Here is a 16240-nt window from a genome sequence, read left to right on the forward strand (position 1 = left end):
GGAATCAGGGGACGGCGCCGAACCCGCTGCGCTCAAACAGCGGCGCCTCTTCGCCCCTGATTCCCCTGCGGTGCTCGGCTCGCTACAAGGCGGACTCAACAGCCGCGCGCGCACGCATGACCGCTCCTGGTGATAACGAGATTCAAGAGTGGATAGGGACTCACACTGATATTACAGAGCGCAAACTAGCAGAGGACGCACTACAACAGGCGAAAGCCGAATTAGAAATTAAAGTGCAGGAACGTACAGCGGAATTACAAAAGCTGAACGAAGAATTGAGGAACTCGAATCAAGAATTAGAACAGTTTGCTTATGTGGCTTCCCATGATTTGCAAGAACCATTACGGGCTGTCACAGGCTATAGCCAACTATTAGTGGAAGAATATCAAGAACGGCTAGATGAGTCTGCCCAAGAATATTTAGATTACATCATTGATGGTGCGAAACGAATGCAGCAGTTGATTCAAGACTTGCTGGCCTATTCTCGTGTAGGGACACGGGGTCGAGCATTTACATCGACTGACTGCAATGTTGTACTTAGTGAAGTTCTGAGTAATTTACAGATGGCGATCGCCGAAAGTCAAGCTATCATCACTCATGACCCATTACCTAACGTACTCGCAGATAAAACTCAGCTAGTACAATTATTTCAAAATTTGATTGGTAACGCTATCAAGTTTCGCCGCAAAGATGTGCCACCACAAATTCATATTAGTGCAGTGAGGCAGGAGAAGAGTATGGGAGTAGGGGAAGAAGATTTTACTCAGCACTATGTTTGGTTGTTCTCAGTCCAAGATAACGGTATTGGCATTAAATCCCAATATCTTGAGCGGATTTTTGAAATTTTCCGTCGCCTACATACCCGTCGAGAATTTCCGGGTACAGGTATTGGTTTGGCTATTTGTAAAAAAATTGTTGAACGCCATAATGGTCGCATCTGGGCTGAATCTCAGCTAAGGGTAGGTACAACTTTTTACTTTACTCTTCATGAATCAGTTACCTGAAAAATTTTGGATAAAGACATGTAATATATGGTTAATAACAGTATCGAAAATGGTCAGGTATGTCGGTGTGTGGAAATTTTGCTAGTTGAAGACTCTCCTAGTGACGCTAACCTCACTATGAAAGGCTTTGTCAATGCCAAAATTGCCAACAACTTGCACTGGGTAGAAGATGGTGAAACAGCAATGAATTATCTCCGCCAGCAAGGAGAGTTCGCTGATGCGCCTCGTCCAGATTTGGTTTTACTCGACTTGAATTTACCAGGGATGGATGGACGGGAAGTCCTGACGGAAGTTAAATCTGACCCCAGCCTAAAACGTATTCCTGTTGTTGTGCTGACTACCTCAACAGATGAACAAGACATACTACGTTCCTATAATCTCCGTGCTAATTGCTATGTCACAAAACCCATTGATATCTACCAGTTTATTGAAGCTGTGCAGTTAATTAAAGATTTTTGGTTAGCAGCGGTCACGCTTCCACCAGATTCATCAATTTAATAATGTCTTTTTCTATTTGTCCAATATGAATTATGATTGAGCATTGTTTTCACAATGAAAAAATCAAATGATTATTGGGCAAGTTTACATAAATATATTTTATGCAAAAAATAATGATTCAAGTTCTCTTGGTAGAAGATAGTCTTAGTGATGCCAAGCTACTGCATCAAATATTTTTACAGGCCTATCAACAGGAATTAAAAATATTGCATGTTGAAAGATTGTCTGAAGCAATAGAGTTAAGTTTAGTGAATCAGAAACACTTAAAAGATGGTTGGGAAAGTGCAACTCTCAAACAAGATAAATTTGATGTTGTCTTGTTAGATTTAGGATTACCTGATTCGGTGGGAATAGATACTTTAAAAGAATATCGAGCCGTAGTACCAGATATTCCTGTAGTGGTTTTAACTGGGATTGATGATGAAGAATTAGCTATGCAAGCATTAGCAGAAGGCGCTCAAGATTATTTAGTGAAAGACCAAATTACTATCCAGCGATTAGTACGTGCTATTCGCTATGCAATTGAACGAGAAGAAATTCTGAATAAGTTAAGAGAGAGTGAAGAAATTAGCCGTCAAGCATTAGCTAAAGAACAACAACTCAATGAGCTAAAGTCTAATTTTGTGGCAATGGTTTCTCATGAGTTTCGTAACCCAATGACTACAATTAGGACTGCTATGGATATACTGCAACATCAAAATAACTTGAATGAGGAGCGAAAAAATTTCTATTTTGAACGTGTGCAAGATGCAATTAATCACATGCTTCAGCTACTCGATGAAGTGTTGTTTTTGAGCAGAAGTGAGGCTGCTAAATTAGAATATAAACCTGCACTTTTAGATTTAATTAGTTTTTGTGAAGAAATCACAGATGTTCTGCAAATGAAGGCGGTTGGTCAGCAGAATATTATCTTTAACTATGTAGGAAAATGCAACATTAGCTATATGGATGAGGAATTACTGTATTGTATTTTAACTAATTTAATTTCTAATGCTGTTAAATATTCTCCGCCACAAAGTAATGTCTGGTTTAATTTAGATTGTGGAGAAGATATGGTAGTTTTTCAGGTGCGGGATGAGGGTATTGGTATCCCTGAAAAAGACCAAATAAATCTATTTCAAACTTTTTACAGAGCTAGTAATGCGCGGCGAATTCAAGGAACAGGCTTAGGGCTGGCTATGGTGAAAAAGTGTGTAGATTTACATGGTGGTGAAATTAGTATAGAAAGTAAGCAGAATATGGGAACTACGGTAATAGTAAGACTGCCGTTAAATTATCATGCTGAAAGTAAATAATTGGCTACAAATAAAGTAAAGTAATTAAGGTTATTATTTGTCAGTGTAAAATAATTTATAAATCAAAAAATATTAATAGTTATTAGCTAGAGCTTGATAAATAAGCAGATAAGGTAATTGTAAATATACTCCCTTCACCTAAACGCGATCGCACCGTTACATTTCCATTCATCCCCTCAACTAAAGTTTTCACAATGGATAGTCCTAAACCACAGCCACCAGTGGAACTAGTACGGGCTTCATCTATGCGATAAAATCGCTCAAAAATTCGGGATTGATGTTGTAAAGGAATACCATAACCTCGATCGCAAACTTGAATGATAGCTTGGTCTACTTGTTGATAAAACTTAATAGTTACAGAAGTTGTTGGATCAGAATACTTAAAGGCATTATCGATTAAATTGAGTAAAACTTGTTTGAGGCGATTGTAGTCAGCTTTGGCCTCAATGGGCTGGTTAGTTGATTCTATTGTAATTTGGCGATCGCTATAAGTTTTCGCCATGACCACAATTTCTGAGATTAAATCATTTAACAAACAACGTTCTAGGCGAAATAGCAAATTACCACTATCCGCCCTGGCTAAATCGAGCAAATCTTGTAACAGCCGAATGGTACGTTCAGCTTCAGCTGCGGCTGTGGCTAAAGCTTCTTGTTGAACTTCAGTTAAGTTGTTTTGCCGTCGCAAAACGCTTTGCAAATAGCCATGTACGATGGTTAGGGGTGTACGTAATTCATGAGATACATTACTGACAAATTGTCGCTCTTGCTCCCAAGATTGGAACAGACGCGATAACATCATGTTGTAAGTTTGAGTTAATTCTCTAACTTCGCTGGGTGCTTTATCTAAATAAAGTTGCGCTTGTCCTAAGTCTGCAATAGAAATGACTTCTGTCATTTGACTTAACTGACGTAAGGGTTGCAGGGAACGTTTGATGTAAAATGCGATCGCCACAGAAATAATTGTAATAGTGACAACACTGCCAATCCCCAAACTCTGCACAATCACTAAAAACATACTTTGTTCTTGAGTGACATCCTGGACGACAAATAATGTTCCCACACTCTGACCTTGTAATCTCAAAGTACTACCACACATTACAAAGTAGCTTTTACCCATTTCTTGGGCTATGGGTTTAATTGATGTCTGAGTTAAATCCATCAATTCAGATACTTTTTTTTTGGGTAATTTATTTAAGTTATCTGATTGAGCTATTATTTGATTTGTGGAATTTTTGACCCACAAATATGTATTTGCTGTACTTAAATTATTAATTGCCTTTTGCAGCCCATTTTCTTCAGGTAAAACTTCAGTATATAGTTCTACATAATAAGGCAAATGTTGGGTAATTTGTTGAATATTAGTTTTATAACTACTAATTAAAAATTGCTGCATTTTCCAGCTTGTCCAGATAGCTAGGCTACCTAATCCTAAAGCCGAAACCGCAGCAATTCCAATTGTGAGTCGAACGCGTAGTGAAAAAGGATCAATTGTGCGAAAAATTTTCTGAATTTGATTCACTTCGGTGCTTGAGGGGTTGGTGTTGGACAAGTTTTGTTAACATAATCACACTGATAAATATAAGGTTCCTGCCAACTCAAGGGAATTTGTAATAAATCTCTTGTACCTGTTAATCCTTGTCCAATAAACAGTAAAAGAGCAACACAGTTTAATATTGTATGAATTAAGCGCCAGCGATGAGACTTATAAATATCTTGCACAATTGCCAAAGAAAAAACCATCAGTAGTGATGCGGTAATACCAATATAGTAGTGTGACCAGTACCACTCATTAGTCAGGCGATAAACACCATCTTGACAGCCTAGAACTACTAAACCAACACCCGTTAAAGTAGCAAAAATCCCTCGCCATAACTTTTGTTTTGCTTGATAAAGTAACACTAAAGAAGCAATAGTCGCCACAAACATTAATATGATAAAAATTACTTGAAAATTAGCAGTATTCCATAATTGCTTTTTGATAATATTTTTACCAATAGGATAGGCTAACCCGACTAATGTTAGCCCAACAACGGCACTGGTTAACCAATCACCTAACTGTTTATGTTCTTTACCAACTACAGGTGGAATTTTGCTTTTATTTTCAGTTAAATTTTGCAAACGACGTTGACGTGTTTGCCAAGCAAAATTCACAACATTGCCAATCAAAGGAAAGACAAAAATTACTGCGATCGCCGGATGTAAAAGCCCAAGAAAATCTGCTATTTCCATAATTTTTTTGTATTATAACTATCAAAACAGAATATATCCATCAGTAGCCAGAATTCAGAATTTTCTTGGAAGTAGTGAATAAATGGGTTGAATACCAGATAATTTGGACTTGGCGACTCCATGAGCATCTTGATTCTCATTTCTGAATTCTGACTGATTTTTCAATTAACCACCTAAACTGGCATAACCAAAAGTAGCATTAAATTTGCGACACCAAACTGCTACTGATCTATATCCAGACAATTGTAGATTTCTTGGTATAACGTAGCTTTGACTACCATTAAATCGTCTCAACCGACCAATTAAAACATAATCTTTTCTTTTTAAACCATAGATTTGGGGTGCAGCAGAGCGATGTAAAATCACATATACATCAGGGCCGCTACTGGTACTAAAATTGCGATCAAACTGCAAATATCTGGTGTTATTTCTTGTGACAATACTGACTTTTCCTTTCGTTGCGTGTTCTCCACGGCGAAAGAAAGCAGACTGACCTACAGCAGCAGCCACTTGAGTAATTGCAGTTTGAGCAACAGGTATTGAAGGGGGTGTCTGATATGCAGTGACTTCTTTAATAGAGCCTAGGCTAACAGTTACAACCATACTAAGGATAGCGAAACTATTAAATTTCATAGTGTTTACATCCTCAAATATATGTATATGAGGAAAATTTATAGCTGTCTGTGATGATGAATATTAAATTAAGCTGAGAATTAGTTAAAAATTTAGTTCAGCCATTTTTATCAGAATTTAATCTCATTAATTTTAAACTTATTTATCCAGAAATTAGCTATAAAATTGATTTTTTTATCTAATATTTGAGGGTGAGCATCGTCAATAGACTATATAATATTTTCATCTAAATAAGTTAAAATATTTAGTTATTTAGGAGATTAATCAAGTGCAAAAACGTGAAATTGCCAGACTTAATCTTTTGAATCAGAAACAGAGGTATTCTGATCATCTTATTAATCAAAGAGTTTTTATCTTTCGCCTAGTGGCGCTAATGCTGTTGAGCATTGTGATCTTATCTGGTTTGCTCGTAGCAGGTTGGTTTGCTGGTGAGATGACAATTGATGGATTTTTTGCTCAAATTTATATTTGGCAAATGAATCCGCCAATGTGGTTAGAAGCGCCAATGGTAAATAATAAATATTTACTTTCACTAACATTGGCATTGCTCATCACAATGTTTGTCGTGATGAAACTTTCACCTCAGCCGCGAGTTTGGTCGCAGCGGTTAGTAGTCGGCATATTAATTATCTTAACTTTGCGGTATTTATTATGGCGATCGCTCTCTACCCTTAACCTTGCAGATCCATTAAATGGTGCAATTAGTTTGGGGCTATTTGCTTTAGAGATTGTAATGATTTCTAGCAGCTTAATTGAACTATTTTTAATGTTAAATATTAAAGAGCGTCACCGGGAAGCAGATGAAAAATCCATTGCGGTGAGCAATGGAGATTTTATGCCATCTGTAGATATTTTTATTCCTACATACAATGAACCAGAATTTATTGTGCGGCGTACGATTATTGGTTGTCAAGCTATAGAATATTCTCAAAAAAACATCTATCTTTTGGACGATAATCGGCGCACAGAAATACGAGAACTAGCAGCAGAACTTGGCTGTCAATACATTAGCCGAGCAAATAATCAACATGCCAAAGCCGGAAACTTAAATAACGCTCTCACCCAAACTAATAGTGAACTAATTGCTGTTTTTGATGCAGATTTTGTTCCTACCAAAAACTTTTTGACTCGTACTGTGGGCTTTTTTCAGGATGAAACTATAGCGATAGTCCAAACCCCACAAAGCTTTTATAATGTTGACCCCATAGCCCGAAATCTAGGCTTAGAAAATATTCTTACTCCCGATGAAGAAATATTCCATCGACATATTCAGTCGATGCGAGATGGTGCAGAAAGTGCCATTTGTGCAGGTACTTCTTTTGTTGTGCGCCGCACTGCATTAGAAAAAACTGGTGGTTTTGTCACCGAATCTTTATCAGAAGATTACTTTACAGGAGTTAATTTAGCTGCTTATGGTTATCGGATTATTTATTTAAATGAATTACTCAGTGCAGGTTTAGCCGCCGAAAATATAGCTGCTTATGCAACGCAACGCCTGCGTTGGGCGCAAGGTACACTTCAAGGGCTGTTTATTCAGTCTAATCCGCTAATCGTTCCGGGATTTAGTTTGACACAAAGATTAGCCCATTTGGGAGGATTTTTGAGTTGGTTTGCCACTATTTCCCGAATTTCTTTTCTGTTGATGCCCTTGGCTTATTCATTTTTGAATGTTACTCCGATTCGGGCAAAATTACCAGAATTAATTTATTTTTGGTTGCCTGTTTACTTAGTTAATCTCACAGTATTTGCCTGGTTGAATAAGTATTCTCGTTCGGCATTTTTATCAGATATTTATTTTTTAGTATTATGTTTTCCTGTGGCGTGGACAGTAATTAACTCTCTGTTGCGTCCCTTCTCGACAGGATTTAAAGTCACACCCAAAGGAATAAGTAGCGATCGCTATACTTTTAACTGGAAATTAGCCTCACCTTTAATTATATTATTTATCGCTACAGCTATTAGTTTGTGGCAAACCATCTGTATGTGCATATTCAAACAATATATGGCTACAGAAGTACCAGCAATGGCTGAACAAACTGTAGGTATGGGGGTAGGTTGGGTATGGAGTATCTATAATTTACTCATGATTGGTTCAGCAATTTTAGTTTTCCTCGATGCACCCAAAACAGATAAATTTGAATGGTTTGATCTACGGCGAGTTGTCGAGTTAAAAATTGGTAAGGAAAGTTTTTGGGGTGTTACCACAATGATGTCGGAAATTGGTGCAGAAATAGCACTAACTCAGCAACTACCCATAAATTTATTTGTCAGTCAACCATTAACAATCAAAATTGCTGAAGAAAATTTACATCTAAATGCAGAAATTGTAAGTACTGGATTTGCTAATGAATTTCCCATTATCCGCGTTTACTTTGAATCAATTAGTCTTGATCAACATCGTCGTTTAGTAGAAATGTTATTTTGTCGTCCCGGACAATGGAAACGTCAAAATGCCCCAGGAGAGTTAAGTTCTCTGTTCTTACTGTTGAGAATATTGCTGAGACCCCGCTTTATTTTTGATAGAAAAATTGATGTTAGCCCAGTTGTTGTGGCTAAGGTATAAGAGGATGGCTAGGGTGGGGTAAAAAACATTTGATACATCAATATAGTTATGCTTGCCATCAGTGGGTGTTGCGAAGCTTGTGGCAGTTCAGTATGATGTCTTCTATGTATATTTTCGAGATGATTTTTCATAAATAAAAATTAGCAATGTGGCGTGTTCGGCACTTTGTATGAGTGTATCTTCGTCGGCTAACGCGACAACACATACATAGTCTCTATGGCTGAATCAAATTTGACTTATGAGCAAAATCAGCAATAATAACGTAAAGTCAGCCTCTAGCAACAGTCAACCATGTCGCAAAATCGCCAAATTGCTGTTGAATTCCGCGATGTCAGCTTTAGCCGCAACCGTCGCAATTTAGTATCTCATCTCAACTTTTCTATCTATCAAGGAGAAGCTTTAATCTTACTTGGACGTAGCGGTAGCGGCAAAACTACGACAATGAAGTTAATTAATCGTCTTTTTACACCTACAAAAGGCGAGGTAATTTTTGATAGCATCCCGACAAATCAATGGGATGAAATTAAACTACGGCGGAAGATTGGTTATGTAATTCAAGAAACTGGTTTATTTCCCCATTTCACTGTAGAACGGAATGTGGGTTTAGTTCCCAGTTTAGAAAGTTGGAAACCGAAACAAATCAAAACGCGAGTGTATGAATTGTTGCAATTAGTGGGTTTAGATCCTGTGCAGTTTGCTGGGCGTTATCCTCACGAACTTTCCGGGGGACAAAGGCAAAGGGTAGGTGTAGCGAGGGCGTTAGCAGCAGATCCCCCAGTTTTGTTAATGGATGAACCCTTTGGCGCACTTGATCCAATTACGCGTTTAGAATTGCAGCAGGAATTTCGGCGGTTACAGCAAGAACTTGGTAAGACAGTAGTTTTTGTCACTCACGATATTCAAGAAGCTTTTGTTTTAGCGTCTAGAATCGGTTTGATGTATGACGGAGAACTGCTAGTATTGGGTACAAAGGAGGAATTTCTGCGATCGCAACATCCAGAAAGCCTAGCATTTCTTGAATGTCTGCGTTCTCTGCAAGACAATTTATGAAAGATTTTTTCCTGATTAAGTATGCCTCAGAAATTTTTCAGCATACACTAGAACATTTGTTTTTGGTAGGCATTGCTATTGGAATCGCAACATTTATCGGCATTCCTTTAGGCATTTTAATTACTCGTCAACCTCGCCTGCGTCAACCAATTCTGGGACTAGCTAATGTGTTACAAACTATTCCGAGTTTGGCGCTATTTGGGTTATTGATTCCTGTACCTGTAATTGGTGGTATTGGTGTTGTTCCGGCAATTGTGGCTTTGACTGTATACTCTTTTCTGCCGATAATTCGCAACACATATACAGGTATTACAAGTGTAGATCCAGCAATTATTGAAGCTGGTAGAGGCATGGGAATGACTGATAAAGAATTACTATTACAAGTCGAAATTCCCTTAGCGATGGGTGTAATTTTAGCTGGGGTAAGAGTTGCCACAGTTATAGCTATTGGCATTACCACTATTGCCGCTGCTATTGGTGCTGGTGGTTTAGGCGTGTTTATTTTTCGCGGAATTGCAGTGGTGAATAATGATTTAATTTTAGCGGGTGCAGTGCCAGCCGCCGTAATTGCATTACTCGCGGATTTGTTAATTGGGTTGTTTGAAAAACGATTAAAAATTAAATAAAAGTAATGAAAAGATTTTTGATATTTTTCATTTTAACTTTTGCTTTAGTTGTAGCGATCGCAGCTTGTAACCCCAACTCGAATAATACCACTGGTGATATTGTTATTGCTTCTAAAGATTTTACAGAACAAGATATTTTAGGTGAATTATTAGCCCAACAAATTGAAGAAACAACCAAACTTAAAGTTGCTCGTCGTCCTCGTTTAGGTGGTTCTTTTGTTTGTCATAATGCTATTCTTGCTGGCAAAATTGATGCGTATATCGAGTATACAGGTACAGCTTTTACTGGTATTTTAAAACAAAAAGCTGTAAATGACCCAAAAGTTGTTTACGAGAAATTAAAACAAGCATACTTGCAGCAATTTAAGCTGGAAGTAATGCCTAGTTTAGGTTTTGAAAATACCTTTGCAATCGTAATTCGTGGTGAAGATGCGAAGAAATATAATCTGCAAACCTTATCGCAGGCTGCACAATATACACCACAATGGCGCGGCGGTTTCGGCTACGAATTTTTAGAACGAGAAGATGGTTTTCCGGGGTTAGCTAAAACTTACGATTTGCGTTTTTCTAAATCACCGCAAATTATGGACTTGGGTTTAATATATCGCGCCTTAATACAAAAACAGGTAGATATGGTGGCGGGAAATTCTACTGATGGACAAATTGCTCGTTTGGGTTTAGCTGTGTTAAAGGATGATAAACAATATTTTCCACCTTACGAAGCTACACCAATTGTCAGACAAGCAGTGTTGAATAAATACCCGGAGTTGAGAGGTGCGATCGCTCAACTTTCTGGTAAAATTTCCGCAGATGAAATGCGGCAGTTAAATTATTTGGTTGAAGGTGAATTACGAGATATTAAAGAAGTTGTGCGTGAGTTTCGTAAATCTAAAGGTTTAATCTCACGCAAAGACGCAAAGGCGCAAAGTGATTATCTGGAGAGATTATGAGTTTTAAGTTAAACATAACTTTTAAAGCTGCAATTATCTGGTTTTGTGTTTCTAGTGGTACTGCTATTTCTCAAACATTACCTCTCTCAAATAATTTAATTGCTTTTAATTCCAATGAGGGAGAAAAGTTATTAATTCAAAGTCGAGCTAGAGAAGATTTCTTTCCTTTGAGTATGCAGTTTATAACTCAAAATAATCAAGCATTCTGTGGCGTTGCTAGTAGTGTCATGGTGTTAAATAGTTTGGGTATTACTGCACCAGAATCACCACAGTATTCTCCCTACAGAGTGTTTACGCAAGAAAACTTTTTTAGCAATGAAAAAACCAAAAAATTGCTGGCACCTGAAGTTGTTGCTCGTGGAGGAATGACTTTAGATCAATTAGGCGGATTACTTGCTAGTTATGATGTTCAAGTCAAGGTTTATCACGCGACTGATACTAATTTAGAACAGTTTCGTAAGCTAGTAGCTGAAAATTTAAAGCAACCTAATAATTTTGTAATAGTTAACTATTTACGTAAAGAAATTGGTCAAGAAAAAGGTGGGCATATTTCACCAATTGCTGCTTACAATGAGCAGACAGATAGATTTTTAATTATGGATGTTTCTCGTTATAAATATCCGCCAGTGTGGGTGAAAGCGGCAGATTTATGGAAGGCGATTAATACTAAGGATACAGTTTCAGGTAAAACACGCGGCTTTGTTTTAGTGAGTAAATTAACTTCTTAATTTCAAGGAATTTAAGTAATGAACCGCAAAGTACGCAAAGAAAGAGGAAAAAGATTTGCATAAGTCCTATATATATATGCAAATTTCAATAAATAATTGCGCTATCAAGCGATAGGCTAAGACATATCAATATACAACGGTGTAAAAATGCAAATCTTTGCTAAAACTAAACAGGTTGTATTTACTGTCTTTTCTCTTGGGGTTCTCTGTTACACCCAAGTTGCATCAGCGACTACCACTTTACCCCTACGCAGTAAAAAGGGGATGGTAGTATCTGCACATCCTCTGGCGAGTGAGGCGGGACTTTTGATGTTACGCCAGGGTGGTAATGCTGTTGATGCAGCAGTCGCCACAACTTTTGCGATATCTGTAGTTGAGCCTTTTTCGGCGGGAATTGGTGGCGGGGGATTTTTGCTGCTGCATTCTGAGAAAACTGGTGAGATGAAAGCGCTGGATTTTCGGGAACGCGCACCTGTTAAAGCTACAAGAAATATGTATTTGGATGCTCAAGGAAAGGTGCGTCCGAATGCAAGTGTGAATGGTTATTTGGCGGTGGCGACACCAGGAACGGTGGCGGGAATGTATGAGGTGCATCGCCGTTATGGTAAGTTGCCGTGGAAGGAAGTTGTCAAACCGGCGATCGCACTGGCTAAAAATGGCTTTATATTAAGTAAACAATTAACTTGGCGATCAATTCAAGTTTACGAAAACCGCAAACCCGTAATTCTCCAGAATTCCGCCGCTAGAGGCATATTTACCCGCAATGGCGAATTTTATCAGCCTGGAGAAAGATTAGTACAACGGGACTTAGCACGCACCTTAGAAAGCATTGCCGAGAATCCTCAAAGTTTTTATACTGGCAAAATTGCCCGTGCGATCGCATCAGACATGGCGCAAAATCATGGTCTAATTACTTTAGACGACCTGAAGGCATACAAACCCATCTGGCGAAATCCTCTTTGCGGTAGTTTTCACAAAGCTAAAGTCTGTTCAATGCCACCACCATCATCAGGCGGCGTTCATCTATTGCAGATTTTAAACATTATCGGTGCCAGTGATTTGCAAGCATGGGGATGGCATCACCCTAATAGTTTACATTTAATGGCGGAAGCGATGAAGATAGCCTATGCCGATCGCTCACAATATTTAGGTGATCCTGACTTTGTCAAAGTACCCGTACAAGCCCTCATTAGTCCAGCTTATGCTAAACAGCGCCGTCAAGAAATCAATGTGGATGTAGCGAAACCTGCGTCAGAAATCAAGCCAGTAGCACCAGAAACGCTCAAAAGTTTTGGACAAGTTAGCAATCAAATTGTGCCTTTACCCAACAAATTATTAAGGTTGCAAGCTACTCGCTACGAATCTCCAGAAACCAGCCATATTTGCGTTGTGGATGAACAACACAACGCTGTTAGCCTGACTTTTACAATTAATCTTGGTTTTGGTGCTGGTGTGGTGACACCAGGAACAGGAATTTTACTCAATAATGAGATGGATGACTTTGCCATTGCGCCAGGTGTACCTAACGCCTTTGGTTTAGTTGGCAATGAAGCGAACGCGATCGCACCTCGCAAAACTCCGCTGTCGAGCATGACTCCGACAATCATTACAGAAAATAATCACCTCCGCATGGCAGTGGGGGCCCCTGGTGGCAGCACAATCATCACTCAGGTATTGCAAGTGATTCTCAATGTGCTGGAATACAATATGGACGTTGGTGCAGCTGTCTCCGTACCACGCATACATGATCAGTGGCTTCCTGATGAGTTGCGCGTCGAACCTTGGGGTTTGGATGCTTTAACTCTGCAAGACTTACGCCGCCGTGGACACAACATCAAGGAAGAAAAGACACCTTGGGGTAATGCTAACGCGATCGCTGTCAAAGCAGATGGCAGCTTAGAAGCAGCAGCCGATCCTCGCGGTGAAGGTTCGCCTAGAGGCTGGTAAACAGTTGTCACTTACTGACGCAACACTGCCGTTGTTCGGGATTGTTAAAATGCTTTAATTGCAACTATTGATTCTGCACCATCGATTCTGAGTATTCTACTTGAGTACCAAACTCATTAGCTCTAGCGCTGGGTACTAATGTCCAGCCAGCCTTTAGCAGTTTTTGATAAGTTGCCCAACCTTTAGATCCACCGGGAATTTGATAATCTGGTACTGCAAATTGCGGATAAGCTGTGTATGGTCGCCAACCTTTATTCGCCTCAACTTGCAAATATAAAATTTTCTCACCGTCGTTGCCAGACTTAGATAACCAGCACATTTGTCGATTCATGGCAAACTCCTTAGTGTTTAGCTAAAATTGCATAATCGCAGACTTTTGTCAAGCCTTGCATCGCTCTTCTGGGATAATTTTTGATTCCCCTAGTATGTGTCCATTTATCTACAAATTGGTTTAGTAAAATTACGTAAGCCAACAGATAGATTTTTCTAGACCATATTTGAGGATGCAACACGAAAAAATCACTCCATCCCCAACCACTGAAACTTGCATAAAGTGACAATAGCTGCGGATTTTGTATGAAAAAGTTGTTGATGAGTCAATATCTTTAGCTCCATGACGGATAATGATTCGGCATTGCTTACAGGCGCAAAAATATAACCCTTTTCAGCAATACTTCGCTGGTTATGAGGGTAAGAATTTTCTGATCGTATCTGCGGTTTTTGCGAATGTATGTAGCAAGAGTTACTTTTTGGGCGTATGGCTGAATAATAATTTATTTGTTTTGCTAGTTACACCAGTAAGATTTATTTATCAGTGTTGAGTGCTGGGTGCTGAGTCAAGACAGCACAACAGGCGCTATTGTCTCTCACCTCTCACCTCTAATCACCAACAATTGTGCGAATTTCCTTGACTATTGCGGAGTAATGCGAATCTGACAAAACAGATGTTGCACCTTCGATGTTAATTAGTTGCGCTAAATCAATCCATGACTTGCAACCACCATATTGAGGAAGATAGGGTATTTCTTGAACCTTGGGTATTTTATAAGTCCGTAACAGGATTATATACAAAGGCTGACGCGGTTTCCATTTCAAGCGATCGCAAATAAAATGCTCATTCCAGATATGAAAGGGGAGTAAAGCGTTAACAGTCGACTCCTCACTAATCGGCAAAATATCTGTAATTTCCGCCCAACTGCCAATGCGAACCGTTTCTGGATGCCAACCAGGAGTTACTGGACAAACAAGGTCAGCATATTCTGATTTTAGCAGGAATGACTGTTGATGTTCAAAAGTTGGGTAAAGTAAAACCTGCTCATGGGCAACTTGGAAACGGCCATTTTGCTCATGAATACCACCTTTACGTAGCAACATAATGGTTTTGCCACTTTCTAAAGCATTTATCGCCACAGACCATTCTTTGAGAGCATATAAAGTCGTAATCAAATTCATCGGCATCTACTATAACTCTGATTTAATTTCACGCTAAGACCGTTAAAGTATGAAACTATCCGGGGAAATGAATTAAAGAAGCATCATGGAAAAGCGAAAATTAGGTACATCTGCCGTAGAAATTACACCCATCATTGTGGGAACTTGGCAAGCTGGTAAAAGGATGTGGGTAGGAATTGAAGATGCTGACTCCATTAAAGCTATCCGCGCCGCCTTTGAAGCTGGAATTACCACTGTAGACACGGCCGAAGTTTATGGTGAAGGTCACTCTGAGCGCATTGTAGCCGAAGCTTTATCAGATGTGCGCGACCAAGTACAGTATGCCACAAAAGTTTTTTCCAACCATCTTAAATATGATCAAGTGATTGAGGCTTGCGATCGCTCCTTAAAAAACCTCAAAACCGATTATATCGACCTTTATCAAATTCATTGGCCTGCTGGTTCGTTTAATAGCGAAATCGTACCGATAGAAGAAACGATGAATGCTTTAAATCATCTCAAACAGCAAGGAAAAATTAGGGCGATTGGTGTTTCTAACTTTTCTCGCGCGCAATTAGCCCAAGCATCACAATATGGACGCATCGATAGCTTGCAACCGCCATATTCACTATTTTGGCGGCAAGTTGAACAAGATGCTATGCCCTATTGTAGCGAAAATCAAATTTCTATCCTGGCTTATTCACCTTTAGCCCAAGGATTGTTAACTGGTAAATTTCCTCGCGGTCAAAAATTTGCCCCAGAAGATAATCGCTCTAGTAATAAACTATTTCAAGGCGAAAACTTTGAACACGCTCAACAAGCTTTAGATAAACTGCGCCCCATAGCGGAACGCCATCATTGTACCTTGGCACAGTTAGCACTAGCTTGGTTAATTGCCCAACCCCAAGCCAATGCGATCGCCGGTGCGCGTTATCCTGAACAAGCAAAAGATAACGCCAAAGCCGCTGATGTCAAACTCTCCGTTGAAGAAATTGCCGAAATCGATGCGATCGGGCGGATTGTCACTGATAACCTTGATAACAACCCAGTCATGTGGAATTGGTAAGCTGATATTTCTTCATCACACCAGAACCCAGACTTTCTTGAGAAGTAGGGGTTCTGAGATTTAGCTAATAAGTAGGTGGGGGCGAAAATTTATAACTACGTCATTGCGAACGGAGAGAATCGGAGTGAAGCAATCGCAAGGCTTTTGAGACATTTATATTATGTTACATAATTAGGTTTATTTATACTTACCTACTTACCCCTCTTCTGTCACTTTCCGT

Annotated in this window: 15 protein-coding genes; 10 read left to right on the top strand and 5 right to left on the bottom strand. The window is 39.1% G+C overall.

From position 1 onward, the window contains the following. The first annotated feature begins 116 nt into the window (after window positions 1-116). From NCWK1_RS25635 to NCWK1_RS25645, 3 genes are all read left to right on the top strand, one after another. Entirely contained in the window at window positions 117-1004 is an 888-nt protein-coding gene (locus tag NCWK1_RS25635) for a sensor histidine kinase (protein ID WP_245894992.1), read from the top strand. A 27-nt stretch (window positions 1005-1031) separates the two neighbouring features. Beyond that, complete coding sequence (locus tag NCWK1_RS25640) at window positions 1032-1502, top strand: response regulator (protein ID WP_103126651.1); 471 nt, start codon at window positions 1032-1034, stop codon at window positions 1500-1502. A 113-nt stretch (window positions 1503-1615) separates the two neighbouring features. Next, entirely contained in the window at window positions 1616-2797 is a 1182-nt protein-coding gene (locus NCWK1_RS25645) for a hybrid sensor histidine kinase/response regulator (RefSeq protein ID WP_245894993.1), read from the top strand. 82 nt (window positions 2798-2879) lie between these two features. On the opposite strand, the gene NCWK1_RS25650 is transcribed toward NCWK1_RS25645, so the two are convergent. The 3 genes from NCWK1_RS25650 to NCWK1_RS25660 form a co-directional block, all read right to left on the bottom strand. Next, entirely contained in the window at window positions 2880-4316 is a 1437-nt protein-coding gene (locus tag NCWK1_RS25650; RefSeq protein WP_096582902.1) for a sensor histidine kinase, read from the bottom strand. Next, window positions 4313-5026, bottom strand: coding sequence for a DUF4079 domain-containing protein (locus NCWK1_RS25655; protein WP_096582904.1), 714 nt, complete (start codon window positions 5024-5026; stop codon window positions 4313-4315). Before NCWK1_RS25655 ends, NCWK1_RS25650 begins: the two co-directional genes overlap by 4 nt. A gap of 165 nt (window positions 5027-5191) precedes the next feature. Next, window positions 5192-5659, bottom strand: a complete 468-nt coding sequence (locus tag NCWK1_RS25660; RefSeq protein WP_103126653.1) for a DM13 domain-containing protein — start codon at window positions 5657-5659, stop codon at window positions 5192-5194. Between the two features lie 268 nt (window positions 5660-5927). Here NCWK1_RS25660 and NCWK1_RS25665 point away from each other — a divergent pair, with 268 nt between their 5' ends. The 6 genes from NCWK1_RS25665 to ggt all read left to right on the top strand — a co-directional run bounded on the left by NCWK1_RS25665 (window position 5928) and on the right by ggt (window position 13523). Next, window positions 5928-8222 carry a glycosyltransferase gene (locus NCWK1_RS25665; protein WP_103126654.1) on the top strand — a complete coding sequence of 765 codons (2295 nt, stop codon included), beginning with the start codon at window positions 5928-5930 and terminating at the stop codon, window positions 8220-8222. Window positions 8223-8513: 291 nt separating this feature from the next. Beyond that, the gene (locus tag NCWK1_RS25670) at window positions 8514-9272 is read left to right on the top strand and encodes an ATP-binding cassette domain-containing protein (RefSeq protein WP_103126655.1); all 759 of its coding nucleotides are present in this window, start codon (window positions 8514-8516) and stop codon (window positions 9270-9272) included. Next, window positions 9269-9898, top strand: a complete 630-nt coding sequence (locus NCWK1_RS25675; protein ID WP_103126656.1) for an ABC transporter permease — start codon at window positions 9269-9271, stop codon at window positions 9896-9898. Before NCWK1_RS25670 ends, NCWK1_RS25675 begins: the two co-directional genes overlap by 4 nt. A gap of 5 nt (window positions 9899-9903) precedes the next feature. Beyond that, the gene (locus tag NCWK1_RS25680; protein ID WP_103126657.1) at window positions 9904-10848 is read left to right on the top strand and encodes a glycine betaine ABC transporter substrate-binding protein; all 945 of its coding nucleotides are present in this window, start codon (window positions 9904-9906) and stop codon (window positions 10846-10848) included. Then, a complete protein-coding gene (locus NCWK1_RS25685; RefSeq protein ID WP_103126658.1) occupies window positions 10845-11576 on the top strand; it encodes a phytochelatin synthase family protein in 732 nt (243 codons plus the stop codon). The genes NCWK1_RS25680 and NCWK1_RS25685 overlap by 4 nt, the downstream gene beginning before the upstream one ends. Window positions 11577-11723: 147 nt before the next feature. Further along, the gene (gene ggt / locus NCWK1_RS25690) at window positions 11724-13523 is read left to right on the top strand and encodes a gamma-glutamyltransferase (RefSeq protein WP_103126659.1); all 1800 of its coding nucleotides are present in this window, start codon (window positions 11724-11726) and stop codon (window positions 13521-13523) included. 64 nt (window positions 13524-13587) lie between these two features. Here ggt and NCWK1_RS25695 read toward each other — a convergent pair whose 3' ends face one another. Together NCWK1_RS25695 and NCWK1_RS25700 are read right to left on the bottom strand one after the other, a co-directional pair. After that, window positions 13588-13854: a hypothetical protein gene (locus tag NCWK1_RS25695; protein ID WP_015112844.1), complete on the bottom strand. Its 267-nt coding sequence runs from the start codon at window positions 13852-13854 to the stop codon at window positions 13588-13590. A gap of 548 nt (window positions 13855-14402) precedes the next feature. Continuing rightward, the gene (locus tag NCWK1_RS25700; protein ID WP_103126660.1) at window positions 14403-14981 is read right to left on the bottom strand and encodes a DUF1802 family protein; all 579 of its coding nucleotides are present in this window, start codon (window positions 14979-14981) and stop codon (window positions 14403-14405) included. Between the two features lie 79 nt (window positions 14982-15060). On the opposite strand from NCWK1_RS25700, the gene NCWK1_RS25705 reads away from it, so the two are divergent. Next, on the top strand, window positions 15061-16020 hold the full coding sequence (locus NCWK1_RS25705; protein WP_103126661.1) for an aldo/keto reductase: 960 nt from the start codon (window positions 15061-15063) through the stop codon (window positions 16018-16020). Window positions 16021-16240 lie beyond the last annotated feature (220 nt).

Origin of the sequence: Nostoc cycadae WK-1 (genome assembly GCF_002897135.1) — a bacterium.
Lineage (GTDB): Bacteria > Cyanobacteriota > Cyanobacteriia > Cyanobacteriales > Nostocaceae > Nostoc_B.

Coding starts and splice junctions, on each gene's coding strand:
- NCWK1_RS25685 (WP_103126658.1), top strand. CDS start 10,845: ATGAGTTTTAAGTTAAACATAACTTTTAAAGCTGCAATTATCTGGTTT.
- NCWK1_RS25695 (WP_015112844.1), bottom strand. CDS start 13,854: ATGAATCGACAAATGTGCTGGTTATCTAAGTCTGGCAACGACGGTGAG.
- NCWK1_RS25635 (WP_245894992.1), top strand. CDS start 117: ATGACCGCTCCTGGTGATAACGAGATTCAAGAGTGGATAGGGACTCAC.
- NCWK1_RS25640 (WP_103126651.1), top strand. CDS start 1,032: ATGGTTAATAACAGTATCGAAAATGGTCAGGTATGTCGGTGTGTGGAA.
- NCWK1_RS25655 (WP_096582904.1), bottom strand. CDS start 5,026: ATGGAAATAGCAGATTTTCTTGGGCTTTTACATCCGGCGATCGCAGTA.
- NCWK1_RS25675 (WP_103126656.1), top strand. CDS start 9,269: ATGAAAGATTTTTTCCTGATTAAGTATGCCTCAGAAATTTTTCAGCAT.
- NCWK1_RS25680 (WP_103126657.1), top strand. CDS start 9,904: ATGAAAAGATTTTTGATATTTTTCATTTTAACTTTTGCTTTAGTTGTA.
- ggt (WP_103126659.1), top strand. CDS start 11,724: ATGCAAATCTTTGCTAAAACTAAACAGGTTGTATTTACTGTCTTTTCT.
- NCWK1_RS25660 (WP_103126653.1), bottom strand. CDS start 5,659: ATGAAATTTAATAGTTTCGCTATCCTTAGTATGGTTGTAACTGTTAGC.
- NCWK1_RS25645 (WP_245894993.1), top strand. CDS start 1,616: ATGATTCAAGTTCTCTTGGTAGAAGATAGTCTTAGTGATGCCAAGCTA.
- NCWK1_RS25705 (WP_103126661.1), top strand. CDS start 15,061: ATGGAAAAGCGAAAATTAGGTACATCTGCCGTAGAAATTACACCCATC.
- NCWK1_RS25670 (WP_103126655.1), top strand. CDS start 8,514: ATGTCGCAAAATCGCCAAATTGCTGTTGAATTCCGCGATGTCAGCTTT.
- NCWK1_RS25700 (WP_103126660.1), bottom strand. CDS start 14,981: ATGCCGATGAATTTGATTACGACTTTATATGCTCTCAAAGAATGGTCT.